Source organism: Thalassolituus hydrocarboniclasticus (assembly GCF_025345565.1).
Classification (GTDB): domain Bacteria; phylum Pseudomonadota; class Gammaproteobacteria; order Pseudomonadales; family Oceanobacteraceae; genus Venatoribacter; species Venatoribacter hydrocarboniclasticus.
This window is the reverse complement of sequence record NZ_CP054475.1, coordinates 2,945,702-2,961,423: the sequence shown is the minus strand read 5'-3', so window position 1 is coordinate 2,961,423 and position 15,722 is coordinate 2,945,702. Positions and strand designations below refer to the sequence as shown.

Below are 15,722 nucleotides of genomic sequence, written 5' to 3'. Positions count from 1 at the left end.
CGCTGCAGGATATCAGCTATTCCATAGCAAGGCCGCCAGCTTATGGCTGGCGGCCCTGCAGAAATAAATGGCTCTGCGGTTGTTAGTTTGTGGTTGTTACTCGGCAGTTTTGATTTCGCTGACAACGGAGCGGATCAGATTTTTTTCTGCACGCAGTTTGATTTCGCCGCGTCCGAGATCTTCCGGATTCGACATAAATAATGAGAACCAGCCTGAGTAGGATGACACCCGTACGCTGTCGGTAATTTCGACGCCGTTTTCGGCATCTTTATAGGTCACGATATAATCATCGTAGTGATACAGCGGTGACAGACCAAGGGTAATGATATTGAAGAAACCGGTGGTGTATTCAACGAAGCTGTTGATGCTGTCAACTTTGACGCTGATGGTCGGCGCAGGCTGATTTTCCTGCGGCGGTCTGGCCGCTAATCCCTGTTCTTTGAATGCCGCAACAATGGTTTGAATGCGGCCTTTGTTAGAGCAGGTTGTACGGATGCTTTGTCCCACCCGGCTGCTGTAGCAGTTTTTATCAGCGTCAATATTCAGCAGGAATGGCTGGGTCTGTGCAGGCTGGGCAACAGGTTCATTGTGCAGCAGGCTGACGTTGGATACTGAATAGTGAGTACAGGCGGTAAGGAGTAACAGCAGTGGGAGTGCTAACAGTGTTTTCATTGAGAATAAAACGTCCTTGAAATAATAAGTATATGAGGTGATGTCAGACCATTGTGGAGTCAGGCTGTGCCTCATTGGCGGCATTGTATTTATATGCTGCCAGCTCTTCAATGCAGTTGCTAAGGTAGCGGTAAAGCTGTGATAAAGTTGCTGTGAATACTGTGGGGAAACAAAAATGATCAGAACAGGAATGCTTATGCTGGTTCTGCTGCCATGCTTTGCCAGCGCAGCGGATAACATCAGGGTGCTGTCCGCTGGTGAGGAAACTGGTTGTACATGGCTGGCGCAGGAACAATGCTCTACGGAAGCAAGACTGGCGGCGGAAGAGTGTCTGAACTGGCACCAGACCCAGGCGGTTGCTGCCGGAGCGGATGCGCTGCTGATGGGTGACAGCGAAGAAAGCCGGCGTAAAAAACCTTCGCTGACCGGGATGAAAACCGTAGTTGCCACCAAAGTGTCGGCGGATTATTACCGTTGTGCTGCAGCGGCTGCCACTGCGGAAACAGTAGTAAAAGGTGCTGAAGGCTGGAGTACCGTAGAGAAGCGTTTGCTGGTGTTGGAATCGCTGAAAGCCAAAGGTCTGATCAGTGCAGAAGAATATCAGGCGAAGCGTCAGGATATTCTGAAGGATTTATAAAGCATATTGCGGCAGCACGGCTGAAAGCCCGACAGGCTGCTGCTGTTTTTCCACATCAATTGTCTATAGAATGCGCGCAGACTTGAAGGAATCAGGAACGCTGTACGCTAATGGATTTTCGTTGTGCTTTTCGTTTTGCCCTGCTGGGCAGTCTTGTTTTTACGCCTTTTGTTGCTCCTTTTGCTATTGCCGATGGGTTATCTGAATACCGTGCCCGGGTTGGTTATGAGATCCGTTCTTCCGACTCAGACAGCATGGAGACCGATAGCCGGATGCTGAGAGGGCAAATATTCTTTTCGCCAGTGAATGCCCGTAACGATTACCCTATGGGACTGCAGGAGTATTTTAACCGCAGCAGTTCGGTATATCTGAGCCGTACCGCGGTTACTCAGGCATCAGGAATTGATGTCAGCAGTCATTATCTCGGTAAAGGACTGACACTGGCCTCAGCGCAAAGCCCCCTTGTATTCAGCTGGTCCAAATCAGAGATGCAGGATGCCGATGTGGATGTGGCGGTAAACTTCTCTGGCCGTCAGGATGCGATGGCGGATCAGTCGATAGATATTAAGTCTCTGGGGGTATATATCGATGAGTTTTTTGTGCGTTTCAGCCGTACAGATAATGATTCAACGGTGCGGTACAAATACGCTGAAAGCTTGTCTATGCCATATAAGTTTCCGACAGTCGGTAATCACTATTATCTTCAGTCTGTCGCAGGCCGAACGTCAGATGAATTAGCAATGATGTATACCGACCGCATGCCGGATGGCTCATATTTATCGGCGGGTATGGCTTGGGCCACTGCTGATGTTAGTGAAGAGATCTCAGACCTTAATTATTTCAATGGTCTGATTGACCCTGCCTCCGATGACTTTCCGGGCCTTCTGAATGCAAAAACCTCTGTAAAGCGATCCTCTGACGAAGAGCTCTGGCGTTACTATGCAACCTGGTATCCCAATCGTTATTCCTACCTGAAGGCTGAATATTCCCGTGGCGTTAATCAGGGCGTTGCTTTGCAGGGCGGCACCTATCTTACTTATCGGTTGTCTGCTTATCTGTCTTTTTATCAGGAAAATGGCCAGCGCAATCCGGTGGATGTGTTGATGGCCGGTTTGGAGTATTTGTTTTAGCCGCCGACCGGAATGCTATAGAACCGATGCAGGCCGTGGTTGCGATATCGTGCTCTTTAGTCTGATCAATCGTGGGAGACTGTGAGCGGTATATATTCGGGGTTGCCGCCATATTGTCTTTGTATGCTCTGGCTTCGGCCTGGCGCTTATCTGGCTGGTGCAGGTCATGCTATGTCTCATTTAACCTCTGAAGGTGTCTAATCGGCCAGAATCTGTTCTGATAATGGAACAGTTTGGCTACAAAACCTCTGTTTACACTGAACACATTACCGTTAGACTGGTACGATTTTCGTAGCCCATTTTTCAGGTTTTTTATGTCCAAACAACAGAAAATCAGCATTCTGGTCGTAGCTTTGTTGCTGGCCGGTGGTTATTGGTGGTGGTGGCATCAGGGCCGTGAAGATACCGATAATGCTTATGTGAAGGCCGATATTGTGCCGGTTATGAGCCGTATTCCGGGGACGGTAACAGCGACCCCCGCACCGGCCAACCGTCTGGTAGCCGAAGGTGATGTGCTGTTGCAGCTGGACCCGGCGTTGTATCAGGCGAAACTGGCTGAGGCTGAGGCGGTGCAGGCCGAGGCAGAAGCGCGTCTGGTGCATCTGGCCGACCGTGAAAACGCCCAGCAGTCACAGATTGTCGCCGCCCGTGCCAGCGTGGCTGCCGCCGATGCCGAATGGCGCCGTACGGTGCAGCAGGCTGATCGTTTGTTGCAGTTAATGGGCAAACAATATGTGTCGCAGGATGATTTGGATGCCGCAGAGCTGAACAAAGCCGCCGCGCAGGCACGATTAAATCAGGCCAAGGCTCAGCTGGCGGCACAGCAGGCCAATCTGGTGACACTGAGTGGTGAGAAGCCACAGCTGGCTGCTGATGTGGCCAAGGCTGCGGCGGCGGTACAGCGCGCGCAGCTGGAGCTGGACTACACCACTATACGTGCGCCGCGTGCGGGGGTTGTAACCAGCCGTCAGGTGCAGGTGGGGCAGAGTGTTGAGCCGGGTGTGCGCCTCCTCAGTCTGGTGACTGAACCGATCTGGGTTTACGCCAATTTTAAAGAAACCCAGGTTGCCGCTATGGCGGTGGGTCAGGCCGTTGATATTCACGTGGATGCGTTGGGTGGCAAAGTACTGAAAGGCCATATCGACAGCTTCTTTGCCGCCACCGGCTCTGAATTTGCGTTGCTGCCGCCACAAAATGCCACCGGCAATTTCACCAAGGTGATTCAGCGTTTACCGGTAAAAATTCTGTTTGATGACGATCAGGATCTGAGCGCGGTACGTCCGGGCATGTCGCTGGAAGTGACGGTTTTTACTGAATGAGCGAGCGCTTTCCCAAGCACTGGCTGGCCATCAGTGGCGCTCTGCTGGGCGCCTTTATGGCCATTCTCGATATCCAGATTACCAACTCATCGCTGAAAGATATTCAGGCGGCGCTGGGCGCGACGCTGGAAGAATCTTCCTGGATTGCGACCTCGTATCTGGTCGCCGAAATGATCGCTATTCCGCTCTGTGGTTTCTTTGCTGCCTGGTTATCGCCGCGCCGTTATCTGCTGTGGAATGGTGCCATCTTTATTGTTGCCTCGCTGGCCTGTTCCTTTGCCTGGAATCTGGAGTCGATGATTGTCTTCCGTGCCGTGCAGGGATTCAGTGGCGGCGCGCTGATTCCGATGGCCTTTACCCTGATTATTACCCTGCTGCCGCTGGATAAGCGCCCTGTGGGTATGGCGTTGTTTGGTGTTACCGCGACCTTCGCACCAACCATTGGTCCGACGCTGGGGGGCTGGCTGACGGAAGCCTTCAGCTGGCACTACATCTTCTATCTGAACGTTATTCCCGGTATTGCTGTATTAATGTTGCTGGCAGCGGGTCTGGATAAAGAAGAAGGCGACCCGGAACAGCTTAAAAGAATCGATCTGTTCGGCATGGTGACCATGGCGCTTGGTCTTGGCTGTCTGGAGATCATGCTGGAAGAAGGCGCGCGCGACGATTGGTTTGACGCCGAATATATCCGCTGGCTGGCACTGGTGTCGGGGCTGAGTCTGTTGCTGTTTGTGCGTAAGCAGCTGACTACGGAGCATCCGCTGGTGGATCTGCGCCTGTTCCGCAGCCTGGATTTTTCCCTCGCCTGTGTGGCGTACTTTGTTCTGGGGGCGGGTTTATTCGGCTCGGTGTATCTGGTGCCGTTATATCTGGCATCGGTACATGACTATACGGCGCTGGATATTGGTCTGGTATTAATGTGGGTCGGTTTTCCACAGTTGCCTTTCTTTCCGCTGATTCCCCGTTTGCTGAAATTTATTGACGCCAAATATCTGGTAGCGTTCGGCTTCTTTGTGGTCGGCGGCAGTATGTGGATGAATATGCATATGAGTATCGACTTTAATGGCTCGTATCTTATTCCGGCACTGTTGGTCCGTGCTTTGGGGCAGCCTTTTATTATGGTGCCACTGTCGATAATGTCGTCGCAGAATCTCGATCCCAAAGATGCACCGTCAGCCTCGACCCTGTTTAACGTCATGCGTAACCTGGGTGGTGCTGTGGGCATTGCTTTGCTGGCAACCCTGCTGTCAGAGCGCACCGATTACCATCTGGCTGAGCTTAAACAGACGCTGGTCAGTGGCAGTCAGAACGTCATTGAGTATATGCGCCTGCTCGGTGGTGCGCTGGAAAGTGGCGGTGGTGCTGCTGAGCAGAGTTATGGCCTGTTGATGCAGGAAGTGACGCAACAGGCCATGGTTATGTCCTATAACGAAGCCTTCTTTGTACTTGGTCTGGCACTGATGGTTGCTGCCCTTGCCTCGCTTGGCATTCGTCCGGCGGATAAGCAGGCTTCTGCTGCTGAAGCCGCTGTTCACTGATACTGCCGGTTATTATTAAAGCCGCAGGCGGAATTTTCCGGCTGCGGCTTTTTTTTACCGGTTCTGCAACTGGCCGGTAAACCTGAATTTATCCAAAAGTTTCCTGCGGCCCGTTTTGCTGCAATTATCTATCCCGGATCTGTTTATATAATTCTTTATTATTATATTTATATATTTGTTAACAAGGTCTGGAGTATTGCGCAGTTGTCCTGATTGGTGAGCAATATTGTCCGGATGCGTGATTGCATTCCGGATGCTCTTTGTCCTCAGGGAAAAATTGTCGGATAAGTTGCATTAATTCTTATTTTTTCTGTTCTTGTCTCTGGCCTTAAGGGAATGCTCTGGGTAATATCCGCGGCCGTTCCGGGCATTGTTACAACGATTATTCTAAAGCCGCTGATGGCAAACGATGTGCCAGTTTTTTTTAGCAAGGCTAAAAGGATTTTATCGTGTCATTCTCACTGCGTTATCCGTGGCTGGTTATTGTTGCCGCCATAATACTAATAATAAGTTTGACAGCAGGGGCGACAAAGCTGTCATTTGTATCAGACTTCCGGGTTTATTTCAGTGCTGATAATCCGCAGCTGCTGAGCTTTGAGCAGCTTGAAAAGGATTTTAATAAACAGGATACGCTGACCTTTCTGTTGCAGCCATCATCGTCGGCCACTGTGCTTGATCCCCGTGCGTTAAATGAAATTGCACAACTTACCCAGGTCGCCTGGGAAATTCCCTACGCCCGCCGGGTGGATTCCCTTACCAATTATCAGCGTATTCAGTCTGCTGATGATAATATTAATATCGATGATTTTTATCGGCCTGAGCAAGCGTCTGCTTGGGATATTTCGGGGGAGTTGGAATATATCCGGACTCAACCCGATCTGCTGAATCGTCTGGTCAATAAAGACGGCGATCTGGCATTAATTATTGTCAGCCTTTCATTGCCGGACGGTGACGAAAAAGCAACCGCCGAACTGGTCGCCTATACCCGTAAATTACTCGCTGAAACTGACCTGCAACATCTGAATGTACAGTTGTTTGGTTCGGCGATTATTAATCTGGCGCTGGCTGAAGCCGTAGAGCGCGATATGGAAGCCTTGATTCCGGCCAGTTATCTGCTGATTTTCGCTGGTATCTTTTTTCTGACCCGCTCTCTCGCCGGTACTTTTCTGGCATTAACCCTGACGTTGCTGAGTGTAATGGCGACCTTTGGTGCTCTGGGGTGGGCCGGTGCGCTGGGACTGACCACGGCACGCCTGACTCCGGTGGTGGGTGTGGTGCCATCGATGATTATGATTATCGTAATTGCTGACTGCCTGCATATTCTGGCGACCTATCAGCATGGGCTGCGTGCCGGTATGAGCAAAGTACCTGCACTGGCGGAAGCGGTTAAATCCAATATCCGCCCGGTGTGGATTACTTCGATTACTACTGCGCTTGGTTTGTTGTGCCTGAATTTCAGCGAGTCTCCGCCATATCGCGACCTGGGCAATTTAGTCGCTTTTGCCGCACTGTTAGCTGCGGTGCTGAGTCTGACTCTGTTTATTGCCGCACTGCGTGTTTTACCACAGCCAAAAATACAGCCGGGCCGGACGCTGGCGCATCCCGGACAATGGCTCAGTGGCTTATTGCTCACATTCTGGCAGCGGGTATTGCAGCCGCATCCGCGGGCGTTACTGCTGGGGGCGGTCATTGTGTCAGCGATACTGGCAGCCGGTGTCAGTCAGCTGAAATTCAATGAGCAGTGGCATCAGTATTACGATGAATCCTTTGCGGTTCGCCAGGCACTGGATCTGCAGAACGATAAACTTAACGGCGTTAATTTTATTCAGTACCGCATTGCGGCACAGGATGGTGGCTCGCTGTACCGTACCGAGCCTATGCAACAGTTGCAGCAACTGGCTGAGCATCTGGAAACCTTTGCTGAAGTCGGTTTTGTTGACAGTCTGCATCAGCCATTACTGACACTGAATCAGGCGCTGCATGATGGTGATAAAGATTACTACCGCATTCCCGCTTCCGATGAGCAGGTCGCTCAGGCAATGCTGTTGTACGAAATGTCGCTGCCTTTTGGTATGGGTCTGAATGAGCGTCTTACTATTGATCAGACCGCCAGCCGTTTTACCGTGCATTTATTCAAGCGTACCTCACGTGAATTAGTGGCCTTTGATCAGGCTCTGCTCGACTGGGCGGCAGAACATACTCCGGCGCTGAGTATTGCTCCGGGCAGTGGTCTGGATATGGTGTTCGCCCAGATTTCTGACCGTAACAGCATCAGCCTGTTTCAGGGCACATTACTGGCGCTGGTATTAATTTCGGCGGTCATGATGCTGGTACTGCGTTCGGTACGTCTCGGGTTGATCAGCCTGGTGCCGAATTTACTGCCGGCACTGCTGGCTTACGGTATCTGGGGTTATATCAGCGGCCATGTTGATCTGGGGCTGAGTATTGTTGCCTGTATGAGTCTTGGTCTGGTGGTTGATGACACCGTGCATTTTCTTGCCAAGTACCGCAGCGCCAGGGCCAGAGGTGAAAGCACCGAAGCGGCCATCGAATACGCATTTTCTACCGTTGGCGTGGCCATGATTATTACCAGCCTGGTACTGGCCGCCGGTTTTGCACTGTTGCTGTTGTCACCTTTTTCGCCGACCTGGGGCATGGGTGGGCTGATGGCTCTGACGGTTATTGTCGCCTTACTGGCCGATCTTATTCTTTTACCTTTGTTGCTGATGCTGTTGGATCGCGACTGAATTTTTCTGATTTATTCAATTAATGAGACCTCTCTATGACTAACTCTGCTGTTATCGCCGGCGAGCCGTTGCTGCGCCGTATCCGCGCCTGGATGGACGAACGTTTTCCGTTCGCCAATGCCTTGCTGTTTTTTATTCTTTATCTGGTCACTGCCAGTGTTGTTCGCGCCAGTCAGGGCGAATGGTTTTTTAACTGGAGTGATATTGTTGCCTGTCTGGTTACCTGGTCGTTGTTTTTAACCATCCGTATTTTTGATGAACATAAAGATTACGAGCTGGATGTTAAAAATCACCCGCAACGCGTACTGCAGAGTGGCCGCATTACTCTGACGCACCTGAAAGGTCTGGGCATTATTGCGGTAATTGCCCAGCTGCTGTGGAGCCTGTTTCTGGGTACCGATACCCTGATCGTCTGGGCCGTAATGTTTGTTTACCTGTGTTTAATGGGCGCCGAATTTTTTTGTGGCGCCTGGCTGGAAAAACGTTTGCTGTTGTATGCCCTGAGCCATATGGCGATTATGCCGCTGATCGTGCTCTGGCTGGCGGCGATGGCACAACCACAACTGCCGGTAATGCAGCTACTGAATTCTGCACCTTTAATGGCGATGATGAGCCTGGCGTTTATCAGCGGCTTCTGTTTTGAAATTACCCGTAAAACCCGTGGCCCGGAAGAAGAGCGCGAAACGGTCGATTCTTACTCGCGCATCCTTGGCGTGCAGGGTGCCGCTAATCTGGTCATTGCGCTGGTCTGCGCCATGGTGGTGAACCAGCTGGTATTACTGTGGCTGCTGGATGTCGCAGTATTAGTGGTTTATGCCGTATTGCTGGTACTGGTTCTGGTACTGGCTCTTAAAGCTGTTTTCAAATTCAAACAATCCCCCCATGAAAGCGGCCGTGAAAATAACGAGAAAGCCGTCGCCCTGACGATGTTGCTGGGCTATCTGGTGGTGATTATCGCCGCTGCATTAAACATTCACCTGCTGGGAGCTGCCGTATGAAAAAGGCCCGCGTTTATACTACTCAAGCCCGTTATGAATTCAGCCCTGAACAGAACGCCAGCGTAAGTCTGCAGTGCGGTGATAACTGGCGCAATGCCGAAGCCGTGGATGTTTCCAAAAGCCATTTATGCGTGCTGGCCGAGCCCTGCGAACAATGGCAGCTGGATGCTGCCTTTACCACGGTGACTCTGGTTCTGGCCGACAAAGAATATGTGCTGCGCGATTTAATCATCAGCAAACTGGAGGTCGCGCAGAATTCTAAATTATGGCGTCTGGTACTGCGTAACGATACCGATGGTGAAAACGCTGCCGAAAACAGCCGTCAGCTGTGGCAGATCAGTTATGCCCTGCGTCAGCGTGCGGCAGAAGATGATGGTCGTTTATACGACGAACTGACGTTGCCGAAAGTACCGGCGCGTGGTTTATACACCGAAGAGGCCCGTCAGGAGCGTCTGGGTTTTGTCCGCGCAGAAACCGGTGCCGCGATGGAGCGGGTAGCGGATATTACTCTCGATCCGAAAGCGCTGGTCAGTAATATTGAAGCGTTAATCGGTACGGTCGAAATACCGGTAGGTGTTGCCGGGCCATTGCATATTCGGGGTGAACACGCGAACGGTTTATTTTACGCGCCGATGGCAACCTCTGAAGGTGCTCTGGTGGCTTCGGCTACCCGTGGTGCCACAGCGATTTCCCGTGCCGGTGGTGTGAATGTGCGGGTTCTGGGTCAGCGTATGCTGCGCGTACCGGTATTCGTATTAAGCGATTTATCTTCGGCGTTATTTTTTGCCGAATGGGTAAAAGACCATCAGCACGAAATTGCCGCCCAAACCCGTAAATATTCGAACTACGCCAATCTGGTGGAAGTGCATACTGAATTAATGGGCCGCACGGTGCACGTACAGTTTGTGTATGAAACCGGTGATGCTGCGGGTCAGAATATGACCACCACCTGCACCTGGCAGGCGTGCCAGTGGATTCTGGCCGAAATGCGTGCTTTTGAAGGCATTGAGTTCGAAAACTTTATGGTTGAGGCCAACCTCTCGAACGATAAAAAAGTTACCTATAACTCTTTCCTGCGTGGTCGTGGTGTACGCGTATTGGCAGAAGCCGTACTCAGCGATGACGTCTGCCGTAAGGTATTAAAAGTCAGCGCGCGCGAACTGTTTACCGCCTATAACCATTTTGTTGGCGGCAGTATTGCAGCCGGTATGGTCGGTCTGAATATTAATATCGCCAACGTGATCGGTGCGATGTTTACCGCCACCGGTCAGGACATTGCCTGTGTACACGAGTCGGCCATCGGCCAGCTGCATATGGAAATGACCGATGATAATGCGATTTATGCCACGCTGCGTCTGCCAAGTCTGGTAGTCGGTACGGTCGGCGGCGGCACCAGTCTGCCGCAGCAGAAAGAATGCCTGCAGATGATTGGCTGCGCGGGCCCCGGCTGTGCGCATAAACTGGCCGAAGTGATAGCCGGTTACTGTCTGGCGCTGGATTTATCCACGCTGTCGGCCATTGCCAGCGATCAGTTTGCCCGCGCTCACGAAAAACTCGGCCGCAACCGCCCGGTAGAATGGTTAAAGCTGGGTGATTTAAATCCGGAGTTTTTCAGCCGCGCATTATCTCAGGGGTTAAACCGCAACGTGCAGGTCAGTGCGCAGCAGAGCCTGAGCCTGTCGGGTAAAGGCAGCAGTATTATTACCGAACTGACGGCGCATAAAATCAATAAACTGGTTGGCCATTATCCGTTCCGCCTGACGCTGGACGATGCCGATCAGCCGCTGGATGTGATGGTCAAAGTAAAGCCTCTGGATGACGAAGTTATTCTGATGCTGAATTCTATGGCGTCGATGTGTGATGCCCGTCTGGCGCACGCCTATAACGAATTCCGCAAGCATGTTGGTTTCCGTGGCTGTCATGTGCGTGAACTGGAAGTGATGGCACAGCAGGATGAACGTTTCCGCCGCGTTGCTCCGACCACCTATATGGCCTGGGCGGATGCCTCACGCGAAGCCTATGTACTGGTGCAGGAATATCTCGACGGTCTGGAATTAATGGATTCCGCTGACGACACTTCCGGCTGGACGACCGAACACTTTAATGCCGCCGTGGATGGCATTGCTCAGGTGCACAGTATCTGGCTGAACCGCGAAGATGAGCTGCTGACGCAGGACTGGATCTGCGACGCACCGAATACCGCCAATATGCTGGAAAAAACCCGCCTGTGGGAAATGCTTGGTGCTCACGCCCAGCAGGAATTCCCGGAATGGTTCAGTGCTGGTGATATGGAGCGCTTCCGCGATCGCGTGTACAGCATGGAGCAGTGGTATCCGCAGCTGGATGCCTTACCGAAAACCCTGATCCATAACGATTTTAATCCGCGCAATATTGCCTTCCGTCGTCAGGGTAGTGAACTGACACTCTGCGCTTACGACTGGGAACTGGCGACCGTTCAGGCACCGCAACACGATCTGGCTGAATTGCTGGTATTTACCCTGAATCCGGATTTTGATCCGCAGCTGGTGGAAACTTTAATTGAGCGTCACCGTGTACAGCTGGAGCAGGCTGCCGGCGTTACGCTGGATGCCGCACAATGGCGTTACGGCTTTACCCTGACACTGTGGGATCTGGTTGTTAACCGTGTACCTATGTATGTGATGGCACATACCTTCCGTCATTATCCGTTTATGGAGCGGGTGGTGCGTACCTTCCGTCGTCTTCTGGATCTGGAAATTCAGCGTCTGGAAAACGGAGATCAAAGCCTGTGAAAAAAGACACTGTAAACAGCCCGGCTAATTATTGTCTGGATGCGCTGCAGGCCGCAGCGCTGAGTGCTGATCAGATCGGTGGCAAAGCCTTTAACCTGGCATTTTTAAGCCGCCAGACTCTGGCCATTAATAGTCTTCAGGTGCCGCAATGGTGGGTGGTACCCGTTGCGGCTTTCCGTGCACAGTTACGCTCGCTGAATCTTGAGCAGTGGATCGAAACCGAACTGGCGTCACTGGGCGATAAACCCGAAAGCAGTGCGCTGGAGCAGGTTGCCCAGGGGATTCAGCAGAAAATCCGCGATGGCGGTTTATTAGTTGCCATTACCGACGACGTGCGCACAGCCATTGGCAGCGATGCATTGGCACATGGCTGGTGGGCGGTGCGCTCATCGGTGGTGGGTGAAGATGCTGAAGGTGCGTCTTTTGCCGGACAGATGGACAGCTGCTTATATCAGCGTGGTGAAGAGCAGATTGCCGCGGCCATTATTACCGTGATGCAGAGTGCCTTTAATGCCCGTGCTCTGGCTTATCGCATCCAGAAAGGTCTGGGCCTGACCGATATTAATGCCGCAGTGATTATTCAGCGCATGATTGATGCCGATGTGGCCGGGGTGATGTTCACTGCCAATCCGGTTAACGGCGATCGCGGCGAAGCTTTTATTTCGGCTACCTGGGGTTGTGGTGAAGGTCTTGTTTCCGGCCATTGCAATGCCGATGAAATCAGTGTGCGTTTAAACAGCAATGAACTCAGCGTACAGGTCAACGATAAAGACCTGTGTCTGGTGCAGGATGCTGAACAGGGCGGCACCCGCGAACACGAAGTGGCCGCCGATAAACGTACGGTTGCCTGTTTAACCGACACGCAGATTTTTGCCCTGCGTGATCTGGGACGCCGCATTGCGGAAGCCTATTGCGCACCGCAGGATATTGAATGGTGTCTGAAAGACGGTGCGTTTTATATTCTGCAGGCACGTCCGGTGACGCGTTTACCGGAACAGAACCCCGACACCGACCGTTTGCAGGTCTGGGATAATTCCAATATTCAGGAATCCTATTGTGGGGTAACCACACCGCTGACCTTCAGCTTTGCTAACCGCGCTTATAAAACCGTTTACGAGCAAACCCTGCGTTTATTGGGTGTGCGTGAAAATGTCGTACAGCAGCATCAGGATATGCTGGAAAATATGCTCGGCCTGATTCGTGGCCGGGTGTATTACAACATTAATAACTGGTATCGCGGGTTATTATTCCTGCCATCTTTCCGTACCAATAAAGCCGATATGGAACGCATGATGGGCCTGACCGATCCGGTGGATCTGATTCAGGACCGTGAACTGAGTGGCCGCGAAAAACTGGCACGCCTGCCGCAGATGTTGCGCGCCTTGTTTGCCATGCTCAGCCGTTTCCGCCGTATGGATGATCTGGTTGCCGAATTCCGCGCGCACTTTGCCGCTGAATATGCCCGGGTCGAGCGTAATAAACTGCACAGCCTGAGCATGGATGCATTAATCAGCCTCAGCCGTACCCTGGATAAAACCCTGCTGAATAACTGGACCACGCCCATCGTTAACGATTTTTACGTAATGATGATGAATGGCAAGGTGCACCGCTGGCTGGAAAAACTCGGCGTAGAAAATCCGGCACTGGTGCAGAACAACCTGCTGTCCGGTGAAGAAGGCATCGAAAGTACTGAACCTACCAAATTCCTGCTGCGTTTATGCGATGAAGCGCGCACACAGCCGGAATTGCTGGCGTGCTTAAAAGATCAGCCAAACGATCAGCTTCTGGTTCTGCTGCAATTAAAATTTCCGGATTTCCACAGCCGCTGTCTGCAGTACATTGAACTGTACGGCGACCGCACCATGGGCGAGCTGAAGCTGGAGTCGGTAACGTTGCGTCAGGACGCATCCTTTATGTTTGCGGTGCTGAAAAACTTTTTAAGCCGTGACGATCTGACCCTGGCAACGCTGGCCGAAAACGAAGCCCGTTTCCGTGCCGAAGCAGAGCAGGCGGTATTGCCGGCGTTGCAGAAGCAATTTGGTCGCCGTGGCTTAAAAAAATTCCAGCGTGATTTAAGCCGCCTGCGCGATGCCATCCGCAACCGCGAAAATATGCGTCTGGCGCGTACCCGGATGTTTGGACTGTACCGCGATATTTTCCGTCAGCTCGGTGAGCAGCTGGTGTTTTATTCGCAACTTGAGCAGGCCGGGGATATTTTTTATCTGACTCTGGAAGAAATCTACGCCTATGCCGATGGCCGCTCGGTGACTGCTGATTTAAAACCGCTGGTGGCAATCCGTCGTGCGGAGTTTGCGTCTTACGCAGCGGACGAACCACCGCATCATTTCCACACCCGCGGACCTTTGTATTGCAATAATCGCTTTGAATACCCGCACGCTCAGGAAGAAACCGCAGCTGCTGATGGCAGTCTGCAGGGCACTGGTTGTTATCCGGGTATTGTTGAGCAGAAAGTGCGGCTGATTTTTTCACCGGACGATGAGCTGAATTTAAATGGTCAGATTCTCTGTACCGTGCGTACCGATCCGGGCTGGGCACCGTTATTCCCAACCGCTGGCGGTATTCTTGTGGAGCGTGGTTCTACCCTCAGCCACTCGGCGGTGGTGGCCCGTGAGCTGGGAATTCCTGCGGTGGTGGGTATTCCGGGGTTAACCAAATTACTGGCAGACCAGGAGCTGGTGCGCATGGATGGTTCCAGTGGCCGTGTAGAACGGCTGGAATTTAATGCTGCTGATACGATGGCTGCGGCCGAGGAGTCGGTGGCATGAGCAGCATTCCGCACCTGAGTGATGAGTTTTTCCGCATTGCCCGTGAGCGTTACAGCGACGATGCCTTCTGGCTGGGTGAAGACGAAGCCGCAGTGCGCCGTCAGTTCAGTACGGCAAATGATTATTTCCGCACTGGCCGTGCCTGGGCAGAAACCGCAGAAGGTTGTCGTTTAGCCGGTTTTTTTAATCCCGAGCAGCGTATTAATGATGAAGCCGTTGCCTATTTCGGTTTCTGGGAAAACAGCGGCGACACCGACGCGGTACTGAATGCGCAGCGGGATTTATTCGCCCGCTTTGAACGCTGGGCCGCCGAGCAGGGAGCGGAGCGTATTTACGGGCCGATTAATTTTAATACCTACGGCCCGTACCGTTTGCGCCTGGCCGACGAGCAGGGCGGTATGCCGGGGCCGGTATTTGCCGGCGAACCCTATAATCCGCTCAGTTATGGCGAGCAATTACAGACGCTGGGTTACGACATTCATTACCGCTATTACACCCGCATTAATAATAATTTACCGGCACTGGCGCAGCAGATGGAAAAACCACTGGCACAGGCGTTACAGCAATTGCAGGGTGAATTTATTGTCAGCCGTCTGGATGGCGACACCTGGATGAATAATCTGCCGGAGCTGTATCCGTTAATCGACCGCATGTTCCGCCAGAACTTTGCTTACAGCCCGATCAGCGAAGCACAGTTTGCCGCTGCCTGTGGTGAGCCTTTTGCGCGCAAGCTCTGCCCGCAGTCGTCGGTACTGGTACGGCATAAAAGCGGTGCTATTGCCGGATTTTTCCTGTGCTATCCGGATTACAGTCCGCTGCAGGTTGCTGGCTCATTGATGAAGGCTGCGGATATCCGCTACGACCAGCATGCGGCACTGTTGCCTGAGCCGCGTCTGGCGCTGGCGAAAACCGGGGCTATTCATCCCGATTATCGTCAGGCTGGTCTGTTCACCCTGATGTCGATGCAGCTGACCTGCTGGGCGGCGCCTCACTATCAGCGCGTGGCTGCGGCTCTGGTGCGCGAAGATAATCCGTCACTGCGTTATGCCCACAACGGCGAAGAAGTGCGGGTGTACGGTTTGTTTACCAAGAAGCTGGCCCGCGCGGCTGCTCAGGAAGGCTGA

10 protein-coding genes are annotated in these 15,722 nt (G+C 52.4%); 9 read left to right on the top strand and 1 reads right to left on the bottom strand.

What is annotated here, in order from left to right; translation table 11 throughout:
• Nucleotides 1-96: 96 nt before the first annotated feature.
• Entirely contained in the window at nt 97-672 is a 576-nt protein-coding gene (locus tag HUF19_RS13250; protein WP_260997058.1) for a hypothetical protein, read from the bottom strand.
• 196 nt (nt 673-868) lie between these two features.
• Here HUF19_RS13250 and HUF19_RS13245 point away from each other — a divergent pair, with 196 nt between their 5' ends.
• The 9 genes from HUF19_RS13245 to HUF19_RS13205 all read left to right on the top strand — a co-directional run bounded on the left by HUF19_RS13245 (nt 869) and on the right by HUF19_RS13205 (nt 15,722).
• Nucleotides 869-1,309 (top strand): SHOCT domain-containing protein, encoded by a 441-nt coding sequence (locus HUF19_RS13245; RefSeq protein WP_260997057.1) that lies wholly within the window; start codon nt 869-871, stop codon nt 1,307-1,309.
• A 110-nt stretch (nt 1,310-1,419) separates the two neighbouring features.
• A complete protein-coding gene (locus tag HUF19_RS13240) occupies nt 1,420-2,439 on the top strand; it encodes a hypothetical protein (RefSeq protein WP_260997056.1) in 1,020 nt (339 codons plus the stop codon).
• 314 nt (nt 2,440-2,753) lie between these two features.
• On the top strand, nt 2,754-3,758 hold the full coding sequence (locus HUF19_RS13235; RefSeq protein WP_260997055.1) for an HlyD family secretion protein: 1,005 nt from the start codon (nt 2,754-2,756) through the stop codon (nt 3,756-3,758).
• On the top strand, nt 3,755-5,296 hold the full coding sequence (locus tag HUF19_RS13230; RefSeq protein WP_260997054.1) for a DHA2 family efflux MFS transporter permease subunit: 1,542 nt from the start codon (nt 3,755-3,757) through the stop codon (nt 5,294-5,296). Before HUF19_RS13235 ends, HUF19_RS13230 begins: the two co-directional genes overlap by 4 nt.
• A gap of 449 nt (nt 5,297-5,745) precedes the next feature.
• Nucleotides 5,746-8,043: an efflux RND transporter permease subunit gene (locus HUF19_RS13225; protein ID WP_260997053.1), complete on the top strand. Its 2,298-nt coding sequence runs from the start codon at nt 5,746-5,748 to the stop codon at nt 8,041-8,043.
• Between the two features lie 35 nt (nt 8,044-8,078).
• Nucleotides 8,079-9,041 (top strand): UbiA family prenyltransferase, encoded by a 963-nt coding sequence (locus HUF19_RS13220; protein WP_260997052.1) that lies wholly within the window; start codon nt 8,079-8,081, stop codon nt 9,039-9,041.
• Nucleotides 9,038-11,812 carry a hydroxymethylglutaryl-coenzyme A reductase family protein gene (locus HUF19_RS13215; protein WP_260997051.1) on the top strand — a complete coding sequence of 925 codons (2,775 nt, stop codon included), beginning with the start codon at nt 9,038-9,040 and terminating at the stop codon, nt 11,810-11,812. The genes HUF19_RS13220 and HUF19_RS13215 overlap by 4 nt, the downstream gene beginning before the upstream one ends.
• Nucleotides 11,809-14,598, top strand: coding sequence for a phosphoenolpyruvate synthase (locus HUF19_RS13210; RefSeq protein WP_260997050.1), 2,790 nt, complete (start codon nt 11,809-11,811; stop codon nt 14,596-14,598). The genes HUF19_RS13215 and HUF19_RS13210 overlap by 4 nt, the downstream gene beginning before the upstream one ends.
• On the top strand, nt 14,595-15,722 hold the full coding sequence (locus tag HUF19_RS13205) for a hypothetical protein (protein WP_260997049.1): 1,128 nt from the start codon (nt 14,595-14,597) through the stop codon (nt 15,720-15,722). Before HUF19_RS13210 ends, HUF19_RS13205 begins: the two co-directional genes overlap by 4 nt.